The organism is Sphingobium sp. TKS, assembly GCF_001563265.1.
In the GTDB taxonomy this organism is placed as follows: Bacteria; Pseudomonadota; Alphaproteobacteria; order Sphingomonadales; family Sphingomonadaceae; genus Sphingobium.
Genome location: NZ_CP005083.1, coordinates 160227 through 186670 on the forward strand (window position 1 = coordinate 160227; position 26444 = coordinate 186670).

At 63.0% G+C, this 26444-nt stretch carries 25 protein-coding genes, 1 tRNA gene and 1 pseudogene; 15 read left to right on the forward strand and 12 right to left on the reverse strand.

The genetic code is table 11. From position 1 onward, the window contains the following. Window positions 1-52: 52 nt before the first annotated feature. From fahA to K426_RS00825, 5 genes are all read left to right on the forward strand, one after another. Entirely contained in the window at window positions 53-1345 is a 1293-nt protein-coding gene (gene fahA, locus K426_RS00805) for a fumarylacetoacetase (RefSeq protein WP_066553075.1), read from the forward strand. Further along, window positions 1345-2151 carry an acetoacetate decarboxylase family protein gene (locus K426_RS00810; protein WP_066553082.1) on the forward strand — a complete coding sequence of 269 codons (807 nt, stop codon included), beginning with the start codon at window positions 1345-1347 and terminating at the stop codon, window positions 2149-2151. The genes fahA and K426_RS00810 overlap by 1 nt, the downstream gene beginning before the upstream one ends. Window positions 2152-2208: 57 nt before the next feature. After that, window positions 2209-3336, forward strand: a complete 1128-nt coding sequence (locus K426_RS00815) for a zinc-binding dehydrogenase (protein WP_066553084.1) — start codon at window positions 2209-2211, stop codon at window positions 3334-3336. A gap of 27 nt (window positions 3337-3363) precedes the next feature. Further along, window positions 3364-4434, forward strand: coding sequence for an iron-containing alcohol dehydrogenase (locus K426_RS00820; RefSeq protein ID WP_237229869.1), 1071 nt, complete (start codon window positions 3364-3366; stop codon window positions 4432-4434). 474 nt (window positions 4435-4908) lie between these two features. Next, window positions 4909-5514 (forward strand): NAD(P)-dependent oxidoreductase, encoded by a 606-nt coding sequence (locus K426_RS00825; protein ID WP_335339804.1) that lies wholly within the window; start codon window positions 4909-4911, stop codon window positions 5512-5514. Between the two features lie 107 nt (window positions 5515-5621). On the opposite strand, the gene K426_RS00830 is transcribed toward K426_RS00825, so the two are convergent. The 4 genes and pseudogenes from K426_RS00830 to K426_RS00840 form a co-directional block, all read right to left on the reverse strand. Then, entirely contained in the window at window positions 5622-6650 is a 1029-nt protein-coding gene (locus tag K426_RS00830) for an acyl-CoA dehydrogenase (RefSeq protein ID WP_443018201.1), read from the reverse strand. A 97-nt stretch (window positions 6651-6747) separates the two neighbouring features. Continuing rightward, window positions 6748-7191: a hypothetical protein gene (locus K426_RS32980; protein ID WP_443018202.1), complete on the reverse strand. Its 444-nt coding sequence runs from the start codon at window positions 7189-7191 to the stop codon at window positions 6748-6750. Beyond that, window positions 7176-8357 (reverse strand): annotated as a pseudogene (bktB, locus tag K426_RS00835) (beta-ketothiolase BktB). The gene K426_RS32980 and the pseudogene bktB overlap by 16 nt, the downstream one beginning before the upstream one ends. A gap of 25 nt (window positions 8358-8382) precedes the next feature. Then, entirely contained in the window at window positions 8383-10452 is a 2070-nt protein-coding gene (locus tag K426_RS00840; RefSeq protein WP_066553089.1) for a 3-hydroxyacyl-CoA dehydrogenase NAD-binding domain-containing protein, read from the reverse strand. Between the two features lie 337 nt (window positions 10453-10789). Here K426_RS00840 and K426_RS00845 point away from each other — a divergent pair, with 337 nt between their 5' ends. Then, window positions 10790-11500, forward strand: a complete 711-nt coding sequence (locus K426_RS00845; RefSeq protein WP_066553092.1) for a CoA transferase subunit A — start codon at window positions 10790-10792, stop codon at window positions 11498-11500. Then, a complete protein-coding gene (locus tag K426_RS00850; RefSeq protein ID WP_066553095.1) occupies window positions 11497-12129 on the forward strand; it encodes a CoA transferase subunit B in 633 nt (210 codons plus the stop codon). The genes K426_RS00845 and K426_RS00850 overlap by 4 nt, the downstream gene beginning before the upstream one ends. On the opposite strand, the gene K426_RS00855 is transcribed toward K426_RS00850, so the two are convergent. Further along, on the reverse strand, window positions 12061-13002 hold the full coding sequence (locus K426_RS00855) for a tyrosine-type recombinase/integrase (protein ID WP_335339765.1): 942 nt from the start codon (window positions 13000-13002) through the stop codon (window positions 12061-12063). The two genes, K426_RS00850 and K426_RS00855, sit on opposite strands and share 69 nt — an antisense overlap. A 62-nt stretch (window positions 13003-13064) precedes the next feature. Then, window positions 13065-13151, reverse strand: a tRNA-Leu gene (locus tag K426_RS00860). Between the two features lie 141 nt (window positions 13152-13292). Between K426_RS00860 and K426_RS00865 the strand changes: the two genes are divergently transcribed. Both K426_RS00865 and K426_RS00870 read left to right on the forward strand, forming a co-directional pair. After that, entirely contained in the window at window positions 13293-14048 is a 756-nt protein-coding gene (locus K426_RS00865; RefSeq protein WP_066553097.1) for an alpha/beta fold hydrolase, read from the forward strand. Continuing rightward, entirely contained in the window at window positions 14048-14920 is an 873-nt protein-coding gene (locus K426_RS00870; protein ID WP_066553100.1) for a tetratricopeptide repeat protein, read from the forward strand. The genes K426_RS00865 and K426_RS00870 overlap by 1 nt, the downstream gene beginning before the upstream one ends. A 26-nt stretch (window positions 14921-14946) precedes the next feature. Here the strand turns inward: K426_RS00870 and K426_RS00875 are convergent, their stop codons facing one another. Beyond that, complete coding sequence (locus K426_RS00875) at window positions 14947-15651, reverse strand: SIMPL domain-containing protein (protein WP_066553103.1); 705 nt, start codon at window positions 15649-15651, stop codon at window positions 14947-14949. A gap of 104 nt (window positions 15652-15755) precedes the next feature. Between K426_RS00875 and K426_RS00880 the strand changes: the two genes are divergently transcribed. Genes K426_RS00880 through K426_RS00890 form a run of 3 tightly spaced genes read left to right on the forward strand, consistent with a single transcriptional unit; the run spans window position 15756 to window position 17401 of the window. Then, window positions 15756-16190 (forward strand): VOC family protein, encoded by a 435-nt coding sequence (locus K426_RS00880; protein WP_066561228.1) that lies wholly within the window; start codon window positions 15756-15758, stop codon window positions 16188-16190. 4 nt (window positions 16191-16194) lie between these two features. Next, the gene (gloB, locus tag K426_RS00885) at window positions 16195-16929 is read left to right on the forward strand and encodes a hydroxyacylglutathione hydrolase (RefSeq protein ID WP_066553106.1); all 735 of its coding nucleotides are present in this window, start codon (window positions 16195-16197) and stop codon (window positions 16927-16929) included. Between the two features lie 55 nt (window positions 16930-16984). Beyond that, the gene (locus K426_RS00890; protein WP_066553109.1) at window positions 16985-17401 is read left to right on the forward strand and encodes a hypothetical protein; all 417 of its coding nucleotides are present in this window, start codon (window positions 16985-16987) and stop codon (window positions 17399-17401) included. A 3-nt stretch (window positions 17402-17404) separates the two neighbouring features. On the opposite strand, the gene K426_RS00895 is transcribed toward K426_RS00890, so the two are convergent. The 3 genes from K426_RS00895 to ruvA all read right to left on the reverse strand — a co-directional run bounded on the left by K426_RS00895 (window position 17405) and on the right by ruvA (window position 21137). Further along, a complete protein-coding gene (locus tag K426_RS00895) occupies window positions 17405-19183 on the reverse strand; it encodes an AMP-dependent synthetase/ligase (protein WP_197672742.1) in 1779 nt (592 codons plus the stop codon). A gap of 329 nt (window positions 19184-19512) precedes the next feature. After that, the gene (gene ruvB, locus K426_RS00900) at window positions 19513-20532 is read right to left on the reverse strand and encodes a Holliday junction branch migration DNA helicase RuvB (RefSeq protein ID WP_066553112.1); all 1020 of its coding nucleotides are present in this window, start codon (window positions 20530-20532) and stop codon (window positions 19513-19515) included. Continuing rightward, entirely contained in the window at window positions 20529-21137 is a 609-nt protein-coding gene (gene ruvA, locus K426_RS00905; protein WP_066553114.1) for a Holliday junction branch migration protein RuvA, read from the reverse strand. The genes ruvB and ruvA overlap by 4 nt, the downstream gene beginning before the upstream one ends. Before the next feature lie 138 nt (window positions 21138-21275). Here ruvA and K426_RS00910 point away from each other — a divergent pair, with 138 nt between their 5' ends. The 3 genes from K426_RS00910 to K426_RS00920 all read left to right on the forward strand — a co-directional run bounded on the left by K426_RS00910 (window position 21276) and on the right by K426_RS00920 (window position 24092). After that, window positions 21276-21851 carry a peptidase S14 gene (locus K426_RS00910; protein WP_066553115.1) on the forward strand — a complete coding sequence of 192 codons (576 nt, stop codon included), beginning with the start codon at window positions 21276-21278 and terminating at the stop codon, window positions 21849-21851. Window positions 21852-21893: 42 nt separating this feature from the next. After that, window positions 21894-22520, forward strand: a complete 627-nt coding sequence (locus K426_RS00915) for a DUF1345 domain-containing protein (protein ID WP_066561234.1) — start codon at window positions 21894-21896, stop codon at window positions 22518-22520. 270 nt (window positions 22521-22790) lie between these two features. Further along, window positions 22791-24092, forward strand: coding sequence for a methyltransferase family protein (locus K426_RS00920; RefSeq protein ID WP_066553122.1), 1302 nt, complete (start codon window positions 22791-22793; stop codon window positions 24090-24092). A 68-nt stretch (window positions 24093-24160) separates the two neighbouring features. Here K426_RS00920 and K426_RS00925 read toward each other — a convergent pair whose 3' ends face one another. Next, complete coding sequence (locus K426_RS00925) at window positions 24161-25534, reverse strand: glutamate--cysteine ligase (protein ID WP_066553124.1); 1374 nt, start codon at window positions 25532-25534, stop codon at window positions 24161-24163. A 111-nt stretch (window positions 25535-25645) separates the two neighbouring features. Then, the gene (locus K426_RS00930; protein ID WP_066553126.1) at window positions 25646-26392 is read right to left on the reverse strand and encodes a 16S rRNA (uracil(1498)-N(3))-methyltransferase; all 747 of its coding nucleotides are present in this window, start codon (window positions 26390-26392) and stop codon (window positions 25646-25648) included. Window positions 26393-26444: the final 52 nt, after the last annotated feature.

The following is a 26444-nucleotide window of genomic DNA, read 5'->3' on the forward strand; positions in this document are numbered from 1 at the left end:
CTAATCACGCATTTACGAATTCGCACAAAAACGGTAGTTTTCTGGAGGATTTATGGACTATACGCACGAAGCGGCACGCAGGAGCTGGGTCGCTTCGGCCAATGACGCGACGACTGACTTCCCGCTGCAAAACCTGCCGCTTGGAATTTTCCGTGTCGCCGACGGCCCGGCACGTTGCGGCGTGGCGATCGGCGACAAGGTATTCAATCTTTCCCGCGCCGCGCAGGACGACCTGCTGGATGGCACGTTCGCTTTTCTGGCTGCCGCCGAGAGTCTCGATCCCTTGTTCGCGATGGGGCGGCAGGCGCTGACCAGCCTACGGCACCAGGTTTTCGACCTGCTGGACAGTGGGAGCGCGACATTGCCGGGCGAGCGCAGAGAATCCTATCTCCACCCAATGACGGAATGCACGATGCTGCTCCCGGGCGGCATCCGCAGCTATACGGATTATGTCGCCAGCGTGCATCACATCGCGCGGTGCAGCCGCATCATGAGCCTGCCCAACGAAATCCCCATCAACTATAAATGGCAGCCGCTGGCTTATAACGGCCGCGCCTCGACCGTCCGCGTCAGCGGCCAGGCCGTCCGTCGTCCGTCCGGCAACAAGGGCCAGCTGGCGCCCGGCGCCACGCCCGAGTTCGGCCCCACCGACCAGCTCGACTTCGAGCTGGAGCTCGGCTTCTTCATCGGCGCGGGCAACCCGATCGGCGAGCCGGTTCCGGTCGCCAGGGCGAGCGAGCAAGTGGCCGGCTTCGTCCTGCTGAACGACTGGTCGGCGCGCGATCTGCAATTCTGGGAGTTCGCCCCGCTCGGGCCGAACATCTGCAAGAATTTCTGCACGTCGATTTCTCCGTGGGTGCTCACCCCCGATGCGCTCGAGCCATTCCGCTGTGCGCTGCCGCAGCGCTTGGCGGAGGATCCTCGCCCCGCATTCCTCGACGACGAGGCAGACATGGCGCGCGGCGGCTTCGACATCGCGATGACGGCGCTGCTGCAAACGGACGCCATGCGCCGAAACAGCGAAGAGGCGACTGCGATCATTTCGACCAATGCCAATCACTTCTATTGGTCGGTCGCGCAGATGATCGCGGCGCAGACGGTGACGGGCTGCGCGCAGGATCCTGGCGACCTGATCGGTGCGGGGACGGCATCCGGCCCGGAAGACGCGCAATCCGGATGTTTGCTGGAGCGGACATATGGTGGCGCCAACCCTATCCACTTGCCCAATGGAGAAACGCGTACCTATTTGCAGGGCGGTGACGTGGTGACGTTCCGCGGCCGCTGCGCGCGCGACGGATATCGCAGCATCGGCTTTGGAGAATGCGTCGGCCAGGTGATCGACTGATGCGGTTCCTGGAAAACATCCGATACCGCATGCCGGTGTCGTTCGGCCCGGCGCCCGGCCCGCGCCAGCAAGTGGGCGGCGCGCGCGTCGTCGATCCCATGGCGCGCGTGCAAGGCGTCTCGACCCGGTTCCTCACCGATGCCGACAAGCTGGAGGCGCTTCTGCCGCCGGGCATGAGCCTCGACGGGGAGCCGGTCGTCACGGTCGAATTGCTGTTCCTCACCGAGCTCGCCTGGCTGGCGGGGCGCGGGTACAACAGCCTGGGTGTGAAGTTTCCCGTCGTCTGCAAGGGCCGGACGGAGACGGTACGCGGCCCCTATCTCTCCGTCCTATGGGAGAACATGGCCGATCCGATGATCACCGGCCGAGAGGAGCTCGGATATGCCAAGCTCTATTGCGAAATCGATCAACCGGCGATCTCGAAAGACCGGCAGCGCTACGCCGCAAGCTGGCAGCGCCACCGCTTTTTCGAGATGGAGCTGACGGATATCGCGCCATCCAGCGATTTGCCGAACCGCGAAGGCGACGGCCTGTTGCACTACCGCTATGTCCCGGCGATCGGTCGGCCCGGGGTGGCGGATTTCGCCGGGCCGACGCTCTCGCCACCGTCCCCGCATGTCGAATTGCTCGATCACAAGACGGCGCAGGGCCAGCTCCGCTTCATACGTTCGTCCTTCGAAGAGCTGCCGACGCTGGTGCATATCGTGAATGCCCTGGCCGGTCTTCCGATCGTCGAATACCGCGGCGCCAGCATCACCGAATGGCGGCAGGACGCGGAGTTTGCAAACCAGCGCCTGGTGGATTGAAGCGTCGAACCTTTCCCGGACTTGCCATGAACTCCAGACCCATCGAAGGATTTTGAAATGACGCAAGCTTTTGCTGGCCTACAGTTGCAGTCGACCGTTTCCTCGGAAGGAGTTCTGACTCTGGATCTGGCCAAGGGCAATTGGGCAGATCCGGCCGCGGGCGAGATCATCGTCCGTATCGAAGCGTCACCGCTCAACCCGTCGGATCTCGCCAACGTCTTCGGTCCGGCGGATCTTTCGACGCTCGAAAGCGGAAAAACGGACGCTGGCCCGGTGCTGACCGCGCGCATTCCGGCCGGTGCGATGGGTGGGCTGGCAGCGCGTATCGGCCAGCCCCTGGTTGGCGGCAACGAGGGCGCCGGCACGGTGGTGGTGGCGGGATCTGGTGCTGAGCATTTACTTGGTAAGCTGGTGGGTACGTTCGGTGGCAGAATGTATGCCCAATATCGCAAGCTCCCGGTGGCCGACTGCATCCCCTTGCCGGAAGGCGCGACCGCGCAACAGGGCGCGGCGATGTTCATCAACCCGCTCACGGCGCTTTGCTTCGTGGAAACCATGAAGGCCGAAGGGCACAGCGCGATTGTGCATTTCGCGGCGGCGTCAAGCCTCGGGCAGATGCTCAATCGCATCTGCCTCAAAGACGGCGTTCCACTCGTCAACGTGGTCCGGTCCGCGGAGCAGGTGGCGCTCCTGCGTTCCGCAGGGGCCGAGCATGTCCTGAATTCGTCCGATCCGGATTTCATCTCCCAGCTCATCGATGCCGTGGAAGCGACCGGCGCGACGCTGGCGTTCGATCCGATCGGCGGCGGCCGCCAGGCCGCGCAGGTCCTCGACGCGATGGAGAAGGCCGCGCTGCGCAAGATGACTAGCTACGACCGTTATGGATCGGGCAAGTTCAAGCAGGTCTATATCTACGGCATGCTCGACAGCGCGCCCGTGGTGATTGACGGCTGGTTCGGTTATGCCTGGTCGGTCGGCGGGTGGCTGTTCTCCTATTCGCTCGCAAGACTCGGCGCCGATGGTGCGGCACGGCTGAAGCAGCGCATTGCGGACGAACTCACGACCACCTTCGCCAATTCCTATATTGACGAATTGACCTTCGAAACGATGCTCCAGCCCGATAACGTCCGCGCTTTCATGCGACGGTCGACCGGAGGAAAGTATCTCCTCCGCCCTCAGGGCTGATATCGTCGCCGTGATACGACAAGCTCGATGTCTGCAATCTTTCTTCCTCGCGCGATGCGGATCGGCGGCGGTGCGCTGAACGAACTGCCCGCCGCATTGGCGCAACTTGGGCTAAAGGCACCTGCAATCCTGACTGACGGGTTCCTGGGGAGCAATGGTGCGCTCGACCGGCTGTTGACGATCCTGGCCGACGCCGGGATCGATGCACGCGCTTATCGCGACGTTATCGCCGATCCTACGGTCGCTTCCGTGAACATGGCGGTCGATTTTGTCATCGGGGGCAGTCATGATTGCATTATTGGCTTTGGCGGCGGCAGCCCGATCGACACGGCAAAGGCAGTCACCGTCCTGGCCGCCCGAGGTGGCACCATGCGCGAGCGCAAGGCGCCGCATCAGGAAGACGAACCCGGTTTTCCCGTGATTGCGATCCCGACAACGGCAGGCACAGGCTCTGAAGCGACGCGGTTTACGATCATCACGGACAAGACGAACGACGAGAAAATGCTTTGTGCTGGTCTCGCCTATCTGCCCGTGCTAGCAATCGTCGATTACGAACTCACCCTAACGAAGCCGCTGCGCCTTACCGCGGATACCGGTCTCGATGCGCTCACGCATGCCGTCGAAGCGTATGTTTCCCGGCTTGCCAACCCTTTCTCAGACAGCATGGCGCTCGCCGCGATGGCAGCAATCTGGCCGAATCTGCGCCGCGTATGCGAGTATCCTGCTGATCGCCCCGCGCGCGAGGCGATGATGGTCGGCTCGCTGCAGGCTGGGATCGCTTTTTCCAATTCCTCCGTGGCATTGGTTCACGGTATGAGCCGGCCGCTTGGCGCGCATTTCCATATCGCGCACGGACTTTCAAACGTTATGCTCCTGCCCGTAGTGACGGCGTGGTCGGCACCTTCGGCGCTAGGTCGCTACGCAGATTGCGCGCGTGCGATGGGGCTGGCGGAAACGGGGGAAGGAGACCAGTCGACCGTGGCGTGTCTTGTCGAGGCACTGCGCGATGCTAACCGAGAGCTTTCAGTCCCGAGCCCCAGAACATACGGGATTGATGAAGCGCGCTGGATCGAACTCTTGCCGTTGATGGGGGGATAGGCGCTGGCTTCCGGCTCTCCCGGCAACAATCCCCGAATACCAGACCACGATGCGATCCAGTCGCTTTATCGCGAAGCGTGGGCCTGATCTTGGGCACTATAAAGGGCGAGAGCGAAGGGAATGAGGAAACCGCTCAATGGTGAGCACTAGAATCGTGACCGTTGCCAGCATGTTTGGCCGGTCGGTCACCGAAGAGATGTTTCGTCATGCCCCGTTTCTGAGATTCTTGCCGGTTTCTTTTGCCGCAGAGTCCACGCTTCCCCCCGGAATCGAAATCCTGCTGGCCATGCCTGTGAACTTTCAGCCCGGCCACAGGCAAAGTCCCCGACCGGTCGGATGGCCCTCCGGTTGCGCTGGGTTCATTTGCCCTCGTCCGGTCTGGACGGCTACCCTAGCTGGATGCTTGAGGATGTTATCGTCACGTGAGCGCCCAATGTTTCAGGCTCGTCGCTGGCGGAATATGCGCTCGCGGCCATCCTAACGGTGACGAAGAATCTTCCTGCGTTGTGGATTGATTCCGCAGAGCGTTGGCAGAGGCAGTGGGTTCCGATGGTAGCTGGTTCGGCGCTCGGCATCGTGGGCTTCGGAGATATCGGCCGCGAACTGACGTCGCGCGCTTTGGCTTTCGGAATGACTGTCAGCGTACTGCGCAAGTCTACTGATCCGTTGCCGGATGGTGTCCATCGTGCCGCCGATCTCGAAGAGTTGCTGGCGACATGCGACCATGTGGTCCTGGCGGCACCAGCGACCGAACAGACCAGGCACATGATCAATGCGGAGACGTTGGCCAAAGCAAAACCGGGCCTGCATCTGATCAATGTCGCTAGGGGTTCGTTGATCGACAATAAAGCGCTGCTTCGCGCTCTTGATGCGGGGAAAGTCGGTCATGCCACGCTGGACGTGACTGATCCCGAGCCGCTGCCCAAGGAGCATCGTTTCTACACCCACCCCAGAGTTCGGCTTTCGCCCCATACAGCAGCGGCGAGCATCGACATGATGAATAAACTCGCCAAGCAGTTTGTTGAAAACGTCAAACGTTTCAGCTGCGGCGAAGCTCCTAACGGCTTGGCCCTCGATTGATGAGCGACATCGAAACGTCGGCCTTCGTTCCAAATTACAACGTAGCTGAAGTCCGACTCTGGCCTCGACGACGCTTATGGGACAGCGGTGCCGGTGCCGGACATCTATTACTCAAATTCATACAGACAGGTCGCTCCCGCTCGAACTTGCGCGTTGAGACCCAGCGCCTCGGGAACGATATGGGCAAGATACCATTGCGTGGTAGCCAGCTTGGATCGCAGGAAAGGTGTCCGGCCATTGTCGGATGCACTTTGCGCTGCCGCCCTGTTCTGTCGCTCCATAAGCCAGGCGCAGACCATTACCGACGTCATCGTGAGAAAGGGCGCGCTGGCGGCCAGACGGTCGTAGATCGGCGCGGCGAGTAACCATTGGGCCAAGTCGGCAACCTTACTGGCCAGTCGGATCAAGCCCAGGTCCTGCGCTTCGGTTTGCACATCGGCGACGAGGGCTTTCATCGCTGCACCGTTATTTCCGGTTAGCTTGCGACCGACGAGATCCGCCGCCTGGATGCCAGTGATGCCCAGACGCGTGCGATCCATTTCCGCTGCCGACGCATAAAGCAGGGCGCGGATAGCCTCTGTTTGCGCGCGCATGCGGCGCACATGGGGATGCTCGATAATTGTCACAGGCGTGGGCGAGCCGCTGCTGACGCGTGCCGATTGCACCCGCTCGCGCGCATATGCAAACGCAGCCTGCGTCGCGCGTTCGGCTACCGACACGCCCTGAAGACCCACATTGATGCGGGCGTTGTTCATCATCGTGAACATGGCGCGCATGCCAGCCCCCTCCTCACCGATCAACCACCCCTGGCATTCGTCATGATCGCCATAGATCATCACACATGTAGGCGAGGCGTGAATTCCGAGTTTGTGTTCGATCGACGCGCAACGCAGATCGTTGCGGGTGCCGTCGGAAAGCACCTTGGGCACGAGAAACAAAGAAATGCCCTTGGTGCCCGTTGGGGCGCCGGGCGTGCGGGCGAGGACAAGGTGAATAATGTTATCGGTCAGGTCATGCTCACCGAAGGTGATAAAGATTTTGGTGCCCTTAATTCGCCAACCGCCGTCTCCGGCTGGCGTTGCGGTCGTGCGTAGCGCGCCTACGTCGCTTCCCGCCTGCGGTTCGGTCAGGTTCATGGTGCCCGGCCCATTCCCCTGAAACCTAGCTTCGGCAGGTAGACCTCCTGTTGCTCCGGCGATCCGTGGTGCACCAACGCCTCGATCACGCCGGCGGTTAGCATCGGACAAAGCGAGAGGGAAGGTTGGCGGCACCCAGGCTCTCCGAAACGGCCATGCCGAGCGCAGTCGGCAGGCCCTGCCCGCCAAACTCGTGCGGTGCAGTCAGCGTGCCCCACCCGCCATTAACATAGCTATGATATGCGTCGTGAAAGCCTCCCGGCATCGCAACTGAGCCATCCGACCATTGGGCACCCACCGTGTCGCCAAGCCGATTTAGCGGTGCCCATTTGCCTGCGGCCAGCGCGCCGGCACCTTCAAGAATGGCGTCGGTCATCTTGGCATCAGCCGTGCTGAACTGCTCGTGCGCGGCGAGCGCTGGGAACCCTGCGACGTGGTCAAGAACGAAGCGCTGTTCGGTAAGAGGTGGTTCAAACGTCATGGCAATCCCATAGCTATCAGAAAGGATGATCGGGTGCGTTGGGGTCAGGTGCGTTCCCAAATTGCCGACATTCCTTGGCCACCGCCAATGCACATGGTGGTCAGCGCCAGGCGGCCTCCGGTACGGTGAAGTTCGTGCACAGCCTTTGTGGTGATGATCGCGCCGGTGCCGCCGATCGGATGGCCGAGCGCAATGCCACTGCCGTTGGGATTGACCTTCGCCGAATCGAAGCCGAGCTCGCGTGCGACGGCGCAGGCCTGCGCAGCGAACGCCTCGTTCGCCTCGACTACATCGAGATCGTTCACCGAGAGGCCCGCGCGTGCCAATGCATTGTGCGTGGCCGGCACCGGGCCGATTCCCATATATGCGGGATCTACCCCGGCATAACCATAGGCAACCAGCCGGGCCAATGGGGTCAGACCATGAGCCCTTACCGCTTCTCCGCTGGCGAGGACTACCGCCGCCGCACCGTCGTTGATGCCGGAGGCATTGCCCGCCGTCACTGTGCCGTGCTCTTTCTGGAATGCTGGCCTGAGGCTAGTGAAATCTGACAGCTTCGCATCCCGGCGAACATACTCGTCGGTGTCGAAGTTGACCGTGCCTTTTCGGCCTTTGATCTCGACCGCCACAATCTGATCCTTGAAGCGGCCCTCCTCGATTGCGCGGGCTGCCCGAGTCTGGCTTTCGAGCGCCAGAGCATCCTGATCTTCCCGGCTTATGCCGTAGCGCTTGGCGACGTTTTCGGCGGTTACACCCATGTGGTATTGGTGAAAGGGATCGGACAGAGCGCCGGTCAACTCATCGATCAGAGCGGCGTCTCCCATACGCTGGCCCCAGCGCACCGCCGGCGCGAAGAAGGCAGCGCGGCTCATCACATCGACCCCGCCCGCCAGCGCGACGTCGCAATCGCCGGCAATGATGGTGTGGGCGGCCGAGATGATCGCCTGCAGGCCAGAAGCACATAGCCGGTTGACGGTGAACGCGGGCACTTCTTGCGGAACGCCAGCCGTGATGGCGGCGATGCGCGCGACATATGCGTCGCGCGGCTCGGTCTAGAGAACTGAACCAAGCGTGACGCGGCCGATTTGGCTGGGATCGATACCCGCCCGCTCGATCGCGGCGCGCGCCGGGACAGCGGCCAGTTCGCCTGGGCTTTGATCCTTGAGCGAGCCGCCATAGCTGCCAATGGCGGTATGAACGGCTGAAACGAGATAAACATCAACCAAGGTGCATTCTCCAAATCGGTTCGAATTAGATGTTGAGATCGGCGAAGCTTCCGCCGGTAGCGGCAAGCTTCGTCAACAGGGGAGCGGGGGTCCATGCCCAGCCATGGCGACCCGCAGTCAAGGTCGAGATGCGATCGAGCACTTGGGCGAGCCCCATGGCGTCGGCCTGAAAAAGCGGGCCACCGCGTTCGCGGGCAAAGCCATAACCAGTGAGCCACACCATATCGACATCGACCGGGCGATAAGCGATGCCCTCGCCGACGATCCGCGCGCCCTCATTGATCAGAGCAAGCAAGCACCGACTTACGATTTCCACGTCCCCGATTTCGCGGCGTTCGATGTCGATTTCCGCCGAGTAGGCGACGATCAGGTGATCAATCTCGGGGTCGATTTCCGGCGTTTGTCCGTCGGGATACCGATATATCCCTTTGCCCGTTTTCTGTCCGAAGCGGCCCAATTCGCAAATGCGGTCGATCACTCCGGAATAGGGTCGGTCGGGATGTTCGACAGCGCGGCGCTTACGGCTCGCCCAGCCGATATCCTGTCCGGCAAGGTCCATAGTACGACATGGCCCCATGGCAAAGCCCCAGCGCTCGAGTACCGAATCTATCTGCCGCGGGAGAGCACCTTCTTCGAGCAGAAAACAGACCTGACGCAGATACTCTTCAAACATGCGATTGCCGATGAAGCCATCGCACACTCCTGACGCAACGCCGACCTTGCCGATACGCTTTGCGAGCGACATGGCGGTGGCAAGGACTTCGGGGCGAGTATCGCGCCCTCGCACCACTTCCAGCAGCCGCATGATGTTAGCTGGCGAAAAGAAGTGTAGCCCCACCACTCGGCCCGGATCTGCAACCAGCCCCGCGATCGCGTCGAGGTCGAGTGTCGAGGTATTGCTCCCTAGGATAGTATTGGCGCGGGTTACGCGATCCAGCTCGGCAAAGACCTGCTGCTTGACGGCCATATCCTCGAACACCGCCTCGATCACGAGATCGGCGTCGCCCAGCGCCGATATGGCGTTGGTCGGCGTCAGCCTCGCGATTCGCGCGTCGGCGGTCTCGGTGGAAATGCGGCCCTTTTCGGCGTCGCGGCGGGTGGTCCGGCTGATTGTCGCGACCGCCTTGGCAAGACCGTCCTCACGCGGTTCAACAAGCGTAACTGGGAGATCGGCATTCAGCAGCGCGATGGCGATGCCTGTGCCCATTAGTCCGCCGCCCAGAACACCGACCTGTCTGATCGGCAAAGTCGCGGGCTTTGCAGGATTTCCCGGGATGCGCGCCACCTGCCGTTCGCCAAAAAAGGCATGGCGCATTGCGCGCGAGGTTTCGCTGGCGAGCAGCTCGGCAAACAGGGCCTTTTCCACCGCCAGACCCGGAACATAGTCGGGTGTGATGGCGGCCACGCAATCGCAAATGCGAGCCGGAGCGGCACTCAACGCATCGGGGCGCAGGCGCGCGCGAAGGGCCGCCACGGCCTCGGCGCCATCGGCGGGCGGCGGCAGCGCGCCGGTGCGGCGAAGCGCAGGCGTTGTCTGCGCCGCCAACGTTTGTGCGATATTCTCGATCCCATCATCCACGAGATGGTCAATCAGTCCTGCTACCAACGCAGTCTCGGCGGTTACGGGTTGGCCAGAGATCATCATGTCGAGCGCTCGGGCCGCGCCGGTCAGTCGCGGCAGGCGCTGGGTTCCACCCGCGCCGGGGAGCAAGCCAAGAGTGACTTCCGGCAGTCCGAGTCGCGCGGAGTGATCTGCCACGCGGAAATGACAGGCCAGTGCGAGTTCGAGTCCTCCGCCAATGCATGCGCCTGAAATGGCGGCAACAACCGGCTTGGTACAGGCCTCGACCCGATTGACTAGGTCCTGAAAACTTGGCTGGCCGCCCATGTCATCCAATGCGAACTCTCGAATGTCCGCCCCCCCAGAAAATAGACCTCCCGCGCCTCGGATGACGATCATCCGCACTGTTGCGTTGGCTTCCGCAGCCTCCAGCCCGGCCAGCAGCGCCTCCCGGACCGGCCGGCTAAGCGCGTTGACCGCGCCATTGTGCAAAACAATCTCGAGGACGTCGTCGCGCAAAGTCTGCCTTGTCACCTATTCCCCTCCGCAGTGCGTCCGCGACCACACTTCCGCTGGCTTGCAGAAGGCGACCGTCTCCATGTGTGGCTAACCGCCACGCGCTTGCCATCAACCTCCTGTCAGCGTTTGGCCACTGTATTTCAACTGGTTGAATGTGTGTATATGCCGATGTTGTCAAGGTAGCTGGCCCACTCTGCCGCAGATCAGGTGCTAATAAGCACTAACTACCAGTTTATGCTCTATTTTATCTCGCATAGCTTTAGCCGCTAAGGTCGTGGCTACACGATGATCGCAGAACGGTTTGACAACCAACCGATTGAATATAAAAAGGCCTCATTAGGAGGCGATAGCTATGCAAAAGGTTTATGCCGACGCTGAGGCGGCATTGTCAGGGGTCCTTCAGAGCGGCCTGTTGATCGCTGCCGGCGGCTTTGGGCAGTGTGGAATTCCGGAGCGACTCCTGGACGCGATCCTGGCTTCAGGTTTTAAAGATCTCACATTCGTATCCAATAACGCCGGCATCGATGGCGAGGGCATCGGTAAATTGCTGGCAACGAGGCAAGTCAAAAAAATGATTTGTTCCTACATAGGGGACAACAAAGAGTTCGAGCGGCAATATCTTGCAGGCGAACTGGAAGTGGACCTTTGTCCCCAGGGCACTCTTGCCGAAAAGCTGCGGGCTGGCGGCGCGGGCATACCCGGCTTTTACACTAAGACGGGAGTCGGTACCGTGGTTGCGGAAGGAAAAGAGATCAGGGAATTCGCCGGCGAGGAATATATCCTTGAGCACAGCATCGTAGCGGACGTGTCCCTCATCAAGGCTTGGAAAGCGGATGAGGCGGGTAACCTCATATTTCGAAAGACTGCGCGCAACTTCAACCACCCTGCTGCCACGGCTGGAAAATTGTGCATTGCAGAGGTTGAGGAAATTGTGCCGGTCGGAAACATCGATGGAGACGCAATTCACCTTCCCGGCATCTACGTGGATCGAATAATTCTCGGTGCTCCATATGACAAAAAGATCGAGCAGCGCACCGTACGGAAGAGGGAGCTTGCCGCATGAGCTGGACACGCGATGAAATGGCCGCGCGTGCGGCCCGGGAATTACAGGACGGTTTTTACGTAAATCTTGGCATCGGCATACCGACGTTGGTGGCGAACCATATTCCATCGGGGGTCCAGGTCACGCTTCAGTCGGAAAACGGGATGCTCGGCATCGGGCCGTTCCCATATGAAGGCGAAGAGGATGCGGATCTTATCAACGCCGGAAAGCAAACCGTGTCCGAACTCCCCGGCACCTCTTACTTTTCATCGGCTGACAGTTTCGCGATGATCCGTGGGGGGCATATCGACCTTGCCGTTTTGGGGGCGATGGAGGTCGCAGAAAACGGCGATATCGCCAACTGGACGGTCCCAGGCAAGATGGTAAAGGGCATGGGCGGCGCGATGGACCTTGTCGCTGGCGTCAAAAATATCATCGTCGTGATGGAGCATGTGTCGAAGAACGGCGCTCCGAAATTCACGCGCGCGTGCACGCTGCCGCTGACGGGAAAAAACGTCGTCAGCACGATTGTCACGGATCTCGCGTACTTTCGTCGTTCGGATCGGACATCTCCGTTCAAGTTAATCGAATGCGCGCCCGGCGTTTCTAAGGACGAAATTCGCAGTAAAACGACTGCGTATTTTGATTAATGTTTCCTCCCACTCGGCCTTGCGCAACTCTCCCGGCCGGACGAACAGGTGGGGTGACAGCCGCAAAGCGATCGCGGTGATTTCGTGACCCGTATAACCATCAATCGCGCGCAGAAGCGCGCCAGCCTCCTTCGGCGTCGTGATCGCGGCAAGATGCTGGACCTTCGGGGTGATGAGCGCGCCACGCAGGTCAGCGGCGACGTCGCGATCCGCCCGAGCGGTCGCGATTGCATAGCGGAACACCCGACTGAGTACGCTGCGCATCCGACGCGCACTTTCGTAGCGCCCGGTCGCCTCCACCTTGCGCAGGACGGCCAGGACTTCCTGCGGTGATATCTTCGAGACCGGAAGGTTGCCGATCATCGGATAGGCCATGCCGAGCAGCCATCGAATCTTGTCAAGCGTGATCGGCGCGCGGCCCTCCCGTTCATTCTTCGCCACCCATTCTTCTGCGATCGTCTTGAATGCGTTGTCCGCCGCCACTTTGCGCGCGAGGTTCTCGACCCTTTTCTCGGCGGTGGGATCGAGGCCGGCGGCGATCTGCTCCCGCGCCTTATCGCGCCGCTGGCGCGCCATGGCGATTCCCACTTCGGGCCAGGCGCCGAAATAGAGCGTCTTCTGCCGGCCAAGGTGCCGGTAGTTCATGCGCCAGAGTTTCGTGCCGTTTGTCTGGACGACGAGGTACAGCCCATCGGAGTCGGCCGCCTTGTAGGCCTTGTCTTTGGGTTTCGCGTTGGTGATCTGGATGTGATTCAGTGCCATGATGGTGCCAGCTCCAAAGGGCTTGCCGGCACCATCAAAAACACCATCATTTTGATGGTGCTGCCGATGGATTCGGGTGGATGAGCCCGGATTCCATTTGGCGATTTTCACTGAAAATATGCTGTAAAACCAGCCGCTTGCTGGACCTTCCCGGACGTTGCCGGAAAGGCCTCTGGTGCCCAGAAGAGGACTCGAACCTCCACGACCTTGCGATCGCCAGCACCTGAAGCTGGTGCGTCTACCAATTCCGCCATCTGGGCACGGGGTAGGAGCGCGCAACTAGCCGCTGGCCGGAGGGCTGTCAATCACGGCAGCCGCATTATTTTTATTTTTCTGGTTTCCCGGCCAAGAGCTTTTTACGGCCCTTTTTTCAGGCTCCTGCCGCTGAACTGGAGAATCGCATGGAACGCCCCGATGTCGCGCCGCCCGCCCTATATGCTCGCCCGGACGGGGTACGGCTTGCCTATCGCCATCGGCCTGGAACGGGGCCTATGATCGTCTTCCTGCCCGGCTATATGTCCGACATGGAAGGCGGCAAGGCGGTGGCGCTGGATGGCTGGGCGCAGGGTCAGGGCCGGGCGATGCTTCGGCTCGACTATGCCGGCAATGGCGCGAGCGAGGGCCGGTTCGAGGATGGCACGCTGGCGAGCTGGCGCGACGATGCGCTGCTGCTGATCGATTCGCTGACGCCGGGCCCGGTCGTGCTGGTCGGGTCTTCCATGGGCGGGTGGCTGGCGCTGCTGATCGCGCTGGCGCGGCCGGAGCGGGTCGTGGGGCTGGTCGGCATCGCGGCGGCGCCGGATTTCACGCAATGGGGCTTTACCGATTCGGACAAGGCGCTGCTGGCGACGGAGGGCCGGATCGTCGAGCCGACCTCCTATGGCGACGATCCCTATGTCACCACGCTTGCTTTCTGGGAATCCGGCCAATCGCTCCGGCTGCTGGAGGGGGAGATTGCGATCGATTGCCCGGTGCGGCTGTTGCATGGGCAGGACGATCCCGACGTTCCGTGGCAGACGGCGCTGCGCATCGCGGAGCGGCTGCGTTCATCCGATGTGCAGACGCTGCTGATTAAGGATGGCGACCATCGTCTTTCCCGTGACCCGGATATCGCCCTGTTGATCCGCACCGTCGCCAGCCTGTTGGACAGCCTCTGATGCCCTTTCTGCTCCCGCTGCTGCTGCTCGCCCCGCAGGCCTATGATCCGGAGATCGAGGCGGTGATGAACCGCAAGAGGAAGGAAAAGGCGGAAGCCGCGGCCTCCGCTTCGGCCGCCGCCCCTCCGGCGCGGGCGGCGGCGAGCGATGGCCGCATCCCGGTGCCGGACAAATATGCCGCGAAATTCCAGGCCTGCCTGGATCAGGCGATCGAGGCGCCGGACAAGGCCGTCGTCTTCGCGCAGCAATGGCGGATCGACGGCGGGAGCTTCTATGCGCGCAACTGCATGGGCTTTGCCTATGCCCGCGCCGAACGCTGGGCGCCCGCCATCGTCTCCTTCGAGCAGGGGGCCGACGAAGCCGAACGCAATGGAGAAATGGTGCAGAGCGGGCGGCTCTGGGCGCAGGCGGGCAATGCCGCGCTGGCGGGCGGGGATGCCGCCAAGGCACGCGACGATTTCGATGCGGCACTGGTGCGTGGTCTGCCCGACGGCGTGGAGAAGGGCGAGGTCCATCTGGACCGCGCCCGCGCGCTGGTGGCGCTGAACGATGCCAAGGGCGCCCGCGATTCACTCGACATCGCGCTGGAGCAGGTGCCGCAAGACCCGCTCGCCTGGCTGCTCTCGGCCACTTTGGCCCGCCGCTCGGGGGAACTGAAGCTGGCGCAGGCGCATGTTGCGCGGGCGGTGCAGCTTGCGCCCGACGATGCCTCGGTCGCGCTGGAGGAGGGCAATATCGCCATCCTCACCGATCAGGAGGACGTGGCCCGCTCCGCCTGGCAGCGCGCGGTGAAGCTGGCGGCACAGTCGCCTGCGGGGAAGGCGGCCGCCGACAATCTTTCCCGCTTGCCTGCGCCGAAACCCGCCAACTGATTGGCCGATACTGAAGCTTGGTCCTTTTAATTGAGGTAGAAATCGACGGTCGTGACGACGCGCACCTTCTTATAGGGCGTGTCGCTCGCCCCGTCGGCCTCGCCATCGCGGGCATCGATCGAGAAATAGCCCTGGGTCGCGCTCTTGATGCCACCGACGCTGGCGCCGCTGTCGTGGGCGAACTGTTCGGCGGCGGCGCGAGCGTCCTTGGTGGCGGCGGCGACCATTTGCGGCTTCACGTCATTGAGCCTGGTGAAGCTGTAGCGCATGCCCGACCCTTCCTGCAGCGTCACGCCGCGCCGGACCAGGTCGAACTGCTGGGCCACGGCGCGCTGGGCGCGGGCGATATCGGTCGTGCGCAGCAGCATGCGCTGGGTGATGGTGATCGTGTTGACGCCATTGTTGATATATTGATTGACCCCCGCGCCGGTCGCGGTCAGCGCGTCGGGCCGGAAGCCGAGGCTGGTGAAATAAGCGCGCAGTTCCTTCGTATTATTGTCGATCTGGGCGCGAACGGCAGGCAGGTCGAAGCCGGTGGCGGAATAGCTGATCGACCAGGTGGCGAGGTCGGCGGTCACATCCTTTTCCGCCAGCCCGCGCACGGTGACGGAGCGGTCCGCCGCCTTGGCCCGTTTCAGCCCGTCGCCCAGCAGATAGCCGCCGCTGACGATTCCCAGGGCCAGCAATCCCGCGCAGCCGAGCAACAGCTTGTCATGATAGGCCAGGTCCATGCATGCCTCCCTCTTCCTTCCATGCCCAACGCATCTTATCTTGGGGATGTTCCTAGGATTTCAGAGATGAACCGTTGCTTTATGGCGACGAATGGAGTGAGCAATTGCCCAAATATCTGCACACGATGATCCGCGTGACCGACGTTGACCGGACGGTCGCCTTTTTCCGGCTGCTGGGCCTGGAGGAACAAAAGCGCTTCGACAATGCGCAGGGGCGGTTCACCCTGGTCTTCCTCGCCGCGCCGGGGGATGAGGAGGCGCAGGTCGAACTGACCTATAATTGGCCAGCCGAGGACGGCACCCCGCCGGAGGCCTATGGCGGCGGCCGCAATTTCGGGCATCTCGCCTATCGGGTCGAGAATATCTATGAGACCTGCCAGCGGCTGATGGATGCGGGCGTCACCATCAACCGCCCGCCGCGCGACGGGCACATGGCCTTCGTGCGGACGCCGGACAATATTTCGATCGAAATCTTGCAGGACGGGCATCTGGAACCGGCCGAACCCTGGGCGTCCATGCCCAATAAGGGAGTCTGGTAAGGTCATGCTGGAAGTCGTCCGCATCCCCGTACTCAACGACAATTATGTCTGGCTGCTGCACGACGATGCCAGCGGGGAGACGGTGGCGGTCGATCCCGCCGTCGCGGAACCCGTGCTGGAGGTGGCAAGGCTGAGGGGCTGGACCATCGGCCAGATCTGGAACACGCACTGGCATGGCGATCATGTCGGCGGCAATGCGGCGATCGAAGCCGCGGCAGAGGCATGGGGCGGCTGCACCATCACCGGCCCGGCGGCCGAGGCTGAGAAGATCGGCACGCTCGACCGTGTGGTGGGGGAGGGCGACAGCGTCCGCATCGGCCATCATCAGGCCGCGGTGCTGGAGGTGCCTGCTCATACGGCCGGCCATATCGCCTATCATCTGGCGGACGATCATCTGCTGTTCGTGGGGGACACGCTGTTCGCCATGGGCTGTGGCCGGTTGTTCGAGGGGACGCCCGCTCAGATGTTCGCCAATATGCAGCGCTTCGCGGCCTTGCCGGACGATACGGCGGTCTATTGCGCGCATGAATATACGCAATCCAATGGCCGTTTCGCGTTGACGGTGGAGCCGGACAATGCGGCCTTGCGCGCCCGTATGGCGGAGGTCGACGCGGCGCGGGCGCGGGGCGAGGCCACGGTGCCGACCAGCATCGGGCAGGAGCGCGCGACCAATGTCTTCATGCGCGCCCGCAATGTCGCGCAACTGGCCGAACGGCGCGCGGCCAAGGATGCGGCGTGACGGTTTTCGCGCCGTTCCATCGTCTTGGAAGCGGGGACGAATGAGGAGAGGTGTCATGCGCTCTTGGATGTTGCGCTCCGGGCTATGTCTGGGGCCGCTGCTGCTGGCGGGCTGCTCCGGCAGCTATGAGCCGCCCAAGCTGACCGAAAAGCAGACCAGCGAATTGGAACGCGCTCTGGCCGGCAAGGTGGCGGGCGAAAAGACGAGCTGCGTCAATCGCGTATCGCAGGCCAATCTGACGGCGATCAGCAACAGCGTGCTGCTCTATCGGGTGAGCGGGCGGCTGGTCTATCGCAACGATCTGATCGGCAGTTGTTCCGGCCTGTCGCGGGGCGACACGCTGATCATCAAGACCTGGGGATCGCAATATTGCCGCGGCGACATGGCGACCAGCGCGGACCTGACGACGGGCATGGTGACGGGAAATTGCGCGCTGGGGGACTTCACGCCCTATCGATCGCCGGGCAAATAAGGCTCACCCCTTGTACAGCGCGTCCAGCCGTTCCTGATAGCGGGCGCGGATGACATGACGGCGGATCTTCATCGACGGCGTCATCTCGCTATTGTCGATGGTGAAGGGTTCGTCTGCCAGGATGAAGCGCCGCACCCGCTCGATCACGGACAGATCGTCATTCACCCGGTCGACCGCCCCGCGCAGCGCCGCCTGATAGGCCGGATCGTTGCCGATCCCGTCGACGCTGCATCCCTGCGCCTGCGCCCATTCCCGCGTCCATTCGGCATCGGGCACCAGCAGCCCCACCAGATGCGGACGGCGGTCGCCATAGACCATCGCCTGCCCGATCTCCGGCTGGAGCGTCAGTATCCCTTCCACCTTCTGGGGCGAGACATTGTCGCCCTTGTCGTTGACGATCAGATCCTTCTTGCGATCGGTGATGCGGATGCGGCCCTTGGCGTCGATCTCGCCAATGTCGCCGGTGTGCAGCCAGCCATTTTGCAGCGCCTTCTCCGTTTCCGCCGGATTGCGCCAATAGCCGTGCATCACCAGTTCGCCGCGCACGAGAATCTCGCCATCCTCCGCGATCCGTACTTCGACGCCGTCGAGTGGCGGGCCGACCGTATCCATCGCAATCCCGGCGCGGGGGCGGTTGCAACTGATCACCGGCCCGGCCTCGGTCTGGCCATAGCCCTGGAGCAGCGTCAGTCCCATCGCATCGAAGAACAGGCCGACATCGGGGTTGAGCGGGGCGCCGCCCGACACCAGCGCCTTCATCCGCCCGCCGAAGCGCGTCGCGATCTTGGGCTTGAGCGTGTGGGACAGCAGCGCCTTCATAGGCAGGTCGAGCAGCGATTTCTGTCCGCGCTGTTCCTTCGCCGCGATGCGCAGCGCCTGACCCAGCAGATAGGCGGGGAATTTGCCCTGCTTCTCGATCGACTTGATGATGCGGGTGCGCAGCACTTCGAACAGGCGGGGGACGACGACCATGATGGTCGGGCGCGTTTCCTCGATATTGCTGGCCAGCTTTTCCAGCCCCTCCGCATAATAGATCTGCCCCGCCAGCATGATCGGCATGAACTGGCCGCCGCTATGCTCATAGGCGTGGGAGAGGGGAAGGAAGGAGAGGAACACCTCCTCGCCCCATCCGAAATCCTCCTCCAGCAGCCGGCCTGCCCCCTCGATATTGCAGAGGATGGAGCCATGATGCTGCATCACCCCGCGAGGGGCGCCGCCCGTGCCGCTGGTGTAGATGATGCAGGCCAGATCGTCGCGCCCCGCCGTCTGGCTGGCGGCGCAGGCGTCGATGTCGGTGGGATAATGGGCGATCAGGTCGCTCCACACATGGCAGGCGACGCTGCCCTGCGCGCCCCGCAGCGGCTCCATGCCGATGACGAAGCTCGCCTGCGACCGCAGCACGGCGGGCATCAGATTCTGCGCCAGCTTCGCGGTGGAGACGATGACGGCGCGGGCGCCGCTGTCGGTCAGGATATGCTGGTGATCGCGCGTGGTGTTGGTGGTGTAGGTCGGCACCGTGACGCAGCCCGCCGCCATGATGGCGAGGTCCGCGATGCAGAATTCCGGCCGGTTCTCGCTGACCAGCATCACCGGGTCGCCCGGTTTCAACCCTTGCGCCTGCAACGCGCTGGCGAGCGAGGCGATGTCATGGGCGACCTCGGTCCAGCTCAGCGATTGCCATTGGCCCGCCACCTTGCGCCAGAGGAAGGGCGCGTCGCCCATCGCCCTGGCCCGGGCAAAGAACATGGTCACCAGATTGGGAAAACGCTCGATCGCCCTCAAAACGGCATCTCCTCACTCGCGGCGCGTCTCCGGCGCGCTTCTTCGCCCGATCGGCAGGCTATAACCGCGCCAAGCCGTAACGGCCATGATTTTTAGCGGATTTCCTGAGATTCGCTTTGGGGTGTGGGCGGATTGATTCAGGATGGAAATAGGGTGGATAGGGGACGGTCTGCCTAGCGCTGCTTTTCTTGAAGCACATCGTGCTCCTGCGAAGGCAGGAGCCCAGATCCTAAGGTGCGATGATCCACCAGGGGCAGAACTGGGTTCCTGCCTTCGCAGGAACACGGATTCGCTCAATGGCAGCTAGCGGCCATCTCCGTCGACCTATCCTAATCGAACAATCCATCCTGAACATTGGACGGCGGGTTCAGCCCCAGATGCTTCCAGCCGGGCCCATTCAGGCAGCGCCCCCGTGCGGTACGGGCGATCAGGCCGAGCTGGATGAGAAAAGGCTCGATCACTTCCTCGATCGTGTCGCGGGCTTCGGAAAGGCCCGCCGCCAGCGTTTCGACGCCCACCGGCCCGCCGCGGTAGATGTCCGCGATCATCATCAGATAGCGCCGGTCCATCAGGTCGAGGCCGAGATGGTCGACCTCCAGCCGGGTCAGCGCGGCGTCGGCCACCCTGGCGTCCACGGCTGGCGCCCCCGCCACATTGGCGAAATCGCGCACCCGCCGCAGCAGCCGCCCGGAAATGCGCGGCGTGCCCCGCGATCGCCGGGCGATCTCCACCGCGCCGTCGGAGGTGATGGCGAGGTCGAGCAGCCGCGCCGCACGCCGCACGACCAGTTCCAGCTCGTCGACGGTGTAGAATTGCAGCCGCACCGGAATGCCGAAGCGGTCGCGCAAGGGCGTCGTCAGCAGGCCTTGCCGCGTGGTCGCGCCGACCAGGGTGAAAGGCGGCAGGTCGATCCGCACCGAGCGGGCGGAGGGGCCTTCCCCGATCATCAGGTCGAGCGCCCGGTCCTCCATGGCGGGGTAGAGCACTTCCTCGACAGCCGGATTGAGCCGGTGAATCTCATCGACGAAGAGGACGTCGCCCTCGTCCAGATTGGTGAGCAGCGCGGCCAGATCGCCCGATTTGGCGATCACCGGACCGGATGTGGCGCGGAACCCCACACCCATTTCGCGGGCGACGATCTGCGCCAGCGTCGTCTTGCCCAGGCCGGGCGGGCCGAAGAAGAGCACATGGTCCAGCGCTTCGCCGCGCCCCTTGGCGGCCTCGATGAAGATGCGCAGATTTTCGCGCGCCGCCTGCTGGCCGATGAATTCGGCCAGCGACTTGGGGCGCAACGCGGCGTCGGCATCTTCGATGCGACGCGTGGAGGAGATCAGGCGGTCTTCGCTCATTTCGCCGCTTTCCTGAGAGCGAGGCGGACCAGAGCGTCAAGCGAGGCGTCTTCGCCCAGTTCCTCTTCGGCGGAGGCGACGGCGCTGCTGGCTTCGGCGGGCCTGAAGCCCAGATTCTGCAGCGCGGAGATTGCATCGGCGCCATGGCCGCCGGTCGGCACGACCGCAAATCCCCCGCCGACCGCGCCGGTGGGCATGGGCACTGCGCCGATCTTGTCCTTCAACTCATTGGCGATGCGCTGGGCGAGCTTGGGGCCGACGCCATTGGCCCGCGCGATCATCGCCTTGTCCCCGGTCGCCACGGCGCGATGCAATTCCGCCGGTTCGAGCGCGGAGAGGATGGCCAGCGCCACCCGCGAACCCACGCCCTGCACGCCGGTCAGCAGGCGGAACCAGTCGCGTTCCTCCGCCCGGGCGAAGCCGACGAGGCGGATCGCATCGGCCGACACCAGCATTTCGGTGTGGATCGTCACCGCCTCCCCCACCGGCCCCAGCGCGGCGAGCGTGCGGGAGGAGGCGCCGACCAGATAGCCGACCCCGCCCACATCGATGATGGCATGGTCCAGGCCGGTGCTGTCCAGCCGTCCCTTGAGTTTTGCGATCATGCGCCCCGCCCTTTGGTCATGATCTGTTCCTTACGGGCCTCTCCCGCGCCGCGCCAGTCAAAAGCGATGGGGGACGGCACCATTTGCGGACCCATGCGTAGAGCAGCGGCGGGGATATGCCAAAAGGAACCGTTTTTCATGTCGATGCAGGCGCCGCTGCTGGACCCCAAGGATTTCGAATATCCCGCGATCATGCTGTCGGGCATTGTCGATCACGGCATGTATCTGCATTTCCGCAACTGCCTGTCGTCGGCGCCGCAGCAGGGACTGGTGGTGGTGGAGATCGCCACCCTGGGCGGCGATCCGGAGATTGCGCGGATGATGGGGGAGGATATCCGCTTTCATTCCGACCTCTATCCAGACCGGCGGCTGGTGTTTCTGGGCAAGACGGCGGTCTATTCGGCGGGCGTGACCTTCATGGGCTTCTTCGCCGCGGAAAACCGCTATCTGGCGCGGGGAACGCGGCTGATGATCCATGAGCGGATCATCACGCGGGACATCCATCTGGAAGGACCGCTATCGACCTGCATCGCCTCGCTCAAGGCGACGCTGCATGAGATCGAGGCGTCGATCGCGATCCAGAATGAAGGCTTTGCGAACCTGATCCTGGGATCGCGGGTGTCGATGGAGGAGCTGCGGACGCGCGCGCCCGAAAACTGGTATCTGGAGGCGAATGAGGCGCAGGCGCTGGGGCTGATCGCGGCGGTGATATAAAGCGGCTTGTGCGGGGCGCCGATTATGCCTTTGATGCGCGGCATGATCCGGTCGCAAATCTTCCCCTGGCGTTATGGCATGTTCCTGACCCTGCTGGCGAGCATGGCGCCGTTCGGGTTCCTGCTGCCCTGGCATGAGGCGGTGATGGCGGGATTCGACGTCGCGGCGCTGGCGTTCATTCTGTCCGCATGGCCATTGTTCGACGCCGATCCGGATTCGATGCGGCGCAAGGCGGCGGACAATGACGCGAACCGGCAATTGATGCTGCTGCTGACCGCGATCGTTTCGGTGGTGATCCTGATCGCCGTGGGTGTCGCGGTCAGCCAGCATGGCGGGCCGAAGGGGCCAGTGATTGCGTTGCTGCTGGGGACGCTGGCGCTGGCCTGGCTGTTTTCCAACCTCGTCTATGCGATGCACTATGCGCATATCTTCTATCTGGCCGGCGAAAAGGGCGGGGATAGCGGCGGGCTGGATTTCCCCGATACGCGGGAGCCGGGCTATTGGGATTTCCTCTATTTCGCCTTCACGCTGGGGATGACGTTCCAGACGTCCGACGTGGCGGTGACGAATCGGGGGATGCGGCAGACGGCGCTGTTCCATTGTCTGGCGGCGTTCGTGTTCAACCTGGGGATATTGGCGTTCACGATCAATGTGCTCGGAGGGGGGTAATCGGGGGCACCGGAAGAGGGTTTTGGCCAATTGCTGACGCGTGATATCCGTTCGGGCTGAGCCCTTCGTCTGCCTGCCAAGGCAGGCGCTCAGGATAAACTTGCCTTCGGCAAGTCGAAGCCCTCAGCCGAGCGGAGCGAGGCTCCCATGCTTCGCCTTCGCTCAGCAGAGCCCTTCGACAAGCTCAGGGCAAACGGAAACGGAAGGTCCACCTTCCACCCCAATCCGGACCTTCGGGGGTTGTTTACCAATTTTCGCTAACGCGGCGGCATGAGCGACAATGCCGATCCCTGTCCGAAATCCGCCGTCAGCCACGGCGTCGGCATAGCCGGGCTGGTGGGATTGGGGCTTTGGACGCTGGTGGCGCGGCATTATGGGATGAATGGGCCGAATGCGGGCTTTGCCGCCGTGGCGGCCTGTGGCGTGCCGATGGTGCTGTGGTCGCTGCTGGTCGACAAGGTGCATCGGCGCGCATCGACCGGGATCGACTGGACCGCGCCGGCGCGGCCCTGGCGGTCGGTGCTGGACGTCAGCATCGTCAAGATCGCGGGATTGTGGGCGACATGGCTCGCCATCGCGGTCTTTTATTGCGTTGCCCGTTGGTATTGGAGCGGGGATTACCGCTTTTCCATGGATCTGTTCAGGGGGGCGGCGCCCTGGTTGCTGGCGGCGTCGGCGCCTTATGTGATCTGGCTGGACCGGCGGCTGGTCGAGCCCAAGGATGCGAGTTACGCCTTCGGCCAATGGGTGATCGGTGGGGCGGCGGGGGTGCCGGATCGCGTCGAGGTCGCCCATCATGCGCGGGCCTGGGCGGTGAAGGGCTTTTTCCTGGCCTTCATGCTGTCGATCGTGCCGGGCAATTTCGCCAGCGTGGTGGAATGGCGGATCGAGGACGCCTTCAGCCATCCGGTGGCTTTGGCCGGGTTCCTGATCGCAGTCATGTTCATGATCGACGTCTGTATGGCGACCGTGGGCTATTTGCTGACGTTGAAGCCGCTGGATTCGCATATCCGCACGGCCAATCCGCTGCTGGCCGGGTGGGTGGCGGCGCTGATCTGCTACCCCCCCTTCGTGCTGATGGGGAATGGCGGGCCGCTCGATTATCATGCGGGCGGGGCGGAGTGGGATGTCTGGACGCAGGGGCATGGCGTCTTGCAATGGATTCTGGGCGGATGGTTGGTGTTGCTGACCGCTGTCTATGCCTGGGCGACGGTGGCTTTCGGGTTGCGCTTTTCCAACCTGACGCATCGGGGGATTTTGACGCACGGCCCTTATCGCTGGACGCGGCATCCGGCCTATCTGTCGAAAAATCTCTTCTGGTGGTTTTCCGCGCTGCCGTTTCTGAGCGTGTCGGGAAGTTTGACCGATGTCGTGCGGAACTCGGCGCTGCTGGCGGTGACCAATGCGGTCTATTTTTGGCGCGCGAAGACCGAGGAGGCGCATCTGCGGGCGGATGCGGAGTATCGGGCCTATAGTGACTGGATGGAACGGAACGGCGCGGTGCCGCGGTTTTTTGCCTGGGTCGTGGGGCGGAAGGTTCGGCAGGGAGGCGGGGTTCAGCCTGCGGAGTGAGCGTTACGCAACACCCTCATTCATAAGGCGTTTTATCCTTCTCCCATCAAGGGAGAAGGATAAAATCGTCAGAAGCTTTCTTCGGCGTAGATTTTGCTGAGGTCGCCTTGCCATTCGCCATGATAGCGGGCGAGCAGGCGTTCGGCGTGGGTCTGGCCCGACGCCACGATCTCGTCCAGCGGGGCGAGATAGCCGGTTTCGTTGTCGCCTGAGGCATTGAGCCGGGCGCGGGCGGAAAGGCCGCTACGGGCGATGTTGAGGACTTCGCCTGCTATGTCGCGCAGCTTGCGCCCGCCTGCGATGGGGGCGTCGAGGGCCAGTTTCGGCACGGAATCGCGCAGAACCTGCCGTTCCTCCATGCTCCAGTCCTTGACCAGATCCCAGGCAGCGTCGAGCGCGCCTTCATCATAGAGCAGGCCGACCCACAAAGCGGGCAGCGCGCAGATGCGGTTCCAGGGGCCGCCGTCCGCGCCGCGCATTTCGAGGAAGCTCTTCATCCGCACTTCGGGGAAGGCGGTGGAGAGATGGTCTTCCCAATCCTTCTCCGTCGGCTTTTCGCCGGGAAGGACGGCCAGCTTGCCTTCAAGGAAATCGCGGAAGCTGTGGCCCGCGGCGTCGATATAGCCGCCGTCGCGATAGACGAAATACATCGGCACATCGAGCGCATAGTCGGCATAGCGTTCATAGCCGAAGCCGTCCTCGAACACGAAGGGCAGCATGCCGGTGCGGCCGGGGTCGGTGTCCGACCAGATATGGCTGCGGTAGGAGAGGAAGCCGTTGGGCCGCCCTTCCGTGAAGGGGGAGTTGGCGAACAGCGCGGTCGCCAGCGGCTGGAGGGCCAGGGAGACGCGGAACTTCTTCACCATGTCCGCCTCGCTGCCATAGTCGAGGTTGGTCTGGATGGTGCAGGTGCGCAGCATCATGTCGAGGCCCATCGACCCCACGCGCGGCATGTGGCGCAGCATGATGTCGTAGCGGCCCTTGGGCATGATGGGCAGCTCTTCGCGCGTCTTGTCCGGCCACATGCCCAGGCCCAGGAAACCCAGGCCCAGCATGTCGCCCACATATTTCACCTGTTCCAGATGGCGGCTGGTTTCCGCGCAGGTCTGGTGCAGATTTTCCAGCGGCGCGCCCGACAGTTCGAGCTGCCCCGCCGGTTCCAGGCTGATCGTGCCGTCGGTGCCGGAAAGGGCGATGATATTCTCGCCCTCGAACACCGGATTCCAGCCATAGCGGGTGAGCCCGATCAGCAGCGTGTGGATGCCGCCCCGCTCGTCATAGCTGGGGGCGTGATGATCCTTGCGGCTATAGACGAATTTCTCATGCTCGGTGCCGATGCGCCAGCGATCCTTGGGCTTGGCGCCCTTGGCGAAGGCCGCGATCAACTGGTCGCGGCTCTCGATGATGGGATCGTCGCCCCCTGAGTCTGTTCTGGTGCTCATGCCCCGCCTTAATCTATCCCCCGGTTGCGGCAAAGGCGCAACGTTCGGCGCTCAAATAGGCTGCGTTGATGACGGCTTCAATCCCATTGCGGAATGAAACCCGAAAGCAGGTCATTTCCAGTCGCCGTTTATCGTCATCCAGGCCGTGGTCGCGGCGATGGCGGCGGTTTCGGCGCGCAGGATGCGGGGGCCAAGCGAAACGGGCACGGATTTGGGGTGGGCGCGGATCGCATCGCGTTCGGCGGGGTCGAAGCCGCCTTCGGGGCCGATCAGGAAAGCGGCGGGGCCGGCATGGGCTTTCAGCGTATCCGCCAGCGGTTCGCCGCCGGTTTCGTCCGCGAAGAACAGCCAGCGGTCGCCGGGCCAATCCCTGAGCAGCGCGTCGAGCTTTGTCATTTCATGGAGGTCGGGGAGGGCGGTGCGCCCGCATTGTTCGGCGGCCTCGACCAGATGGGCGTGGAGGCGGTCGAGGTTCAGCTTGTCCACCACGGCGCGGCGGGTGAGCACGGGTTGCAGCCGCGCCACGCCCAGTTCGCAGGCCTTTTCCGCGATCAGGTCGATGCGGCCCTTCTTGATCGGCGCGCAGCAGAGCCAGAAATCAGGGACGGCTTCGGGTGGCCTGGTCTGGCTGATGACCTCCAGCACCAGGTCTCGTTTGCGGATGTCGCGGGCTTTCGCCGCCCATTCGCCCGAGCGGCCGTCGAACAGCAGGACGATATCGTCCGCCTTCACCCGCATCACGCTGATGAGATAATGGGCCGGATTGCCGTCGACCGGCACGGCGACGCCCTCGCCCAACGGGGTCTCTACGTGGAGGCGCGGGGCGCTTTGTGGCGGCCAGGCGGGGGTTGCGGTCATTTTGTCTCTTCCATTTGGGACGCGCTTGTCGGCGCGACGTTCTTCCCTAAAG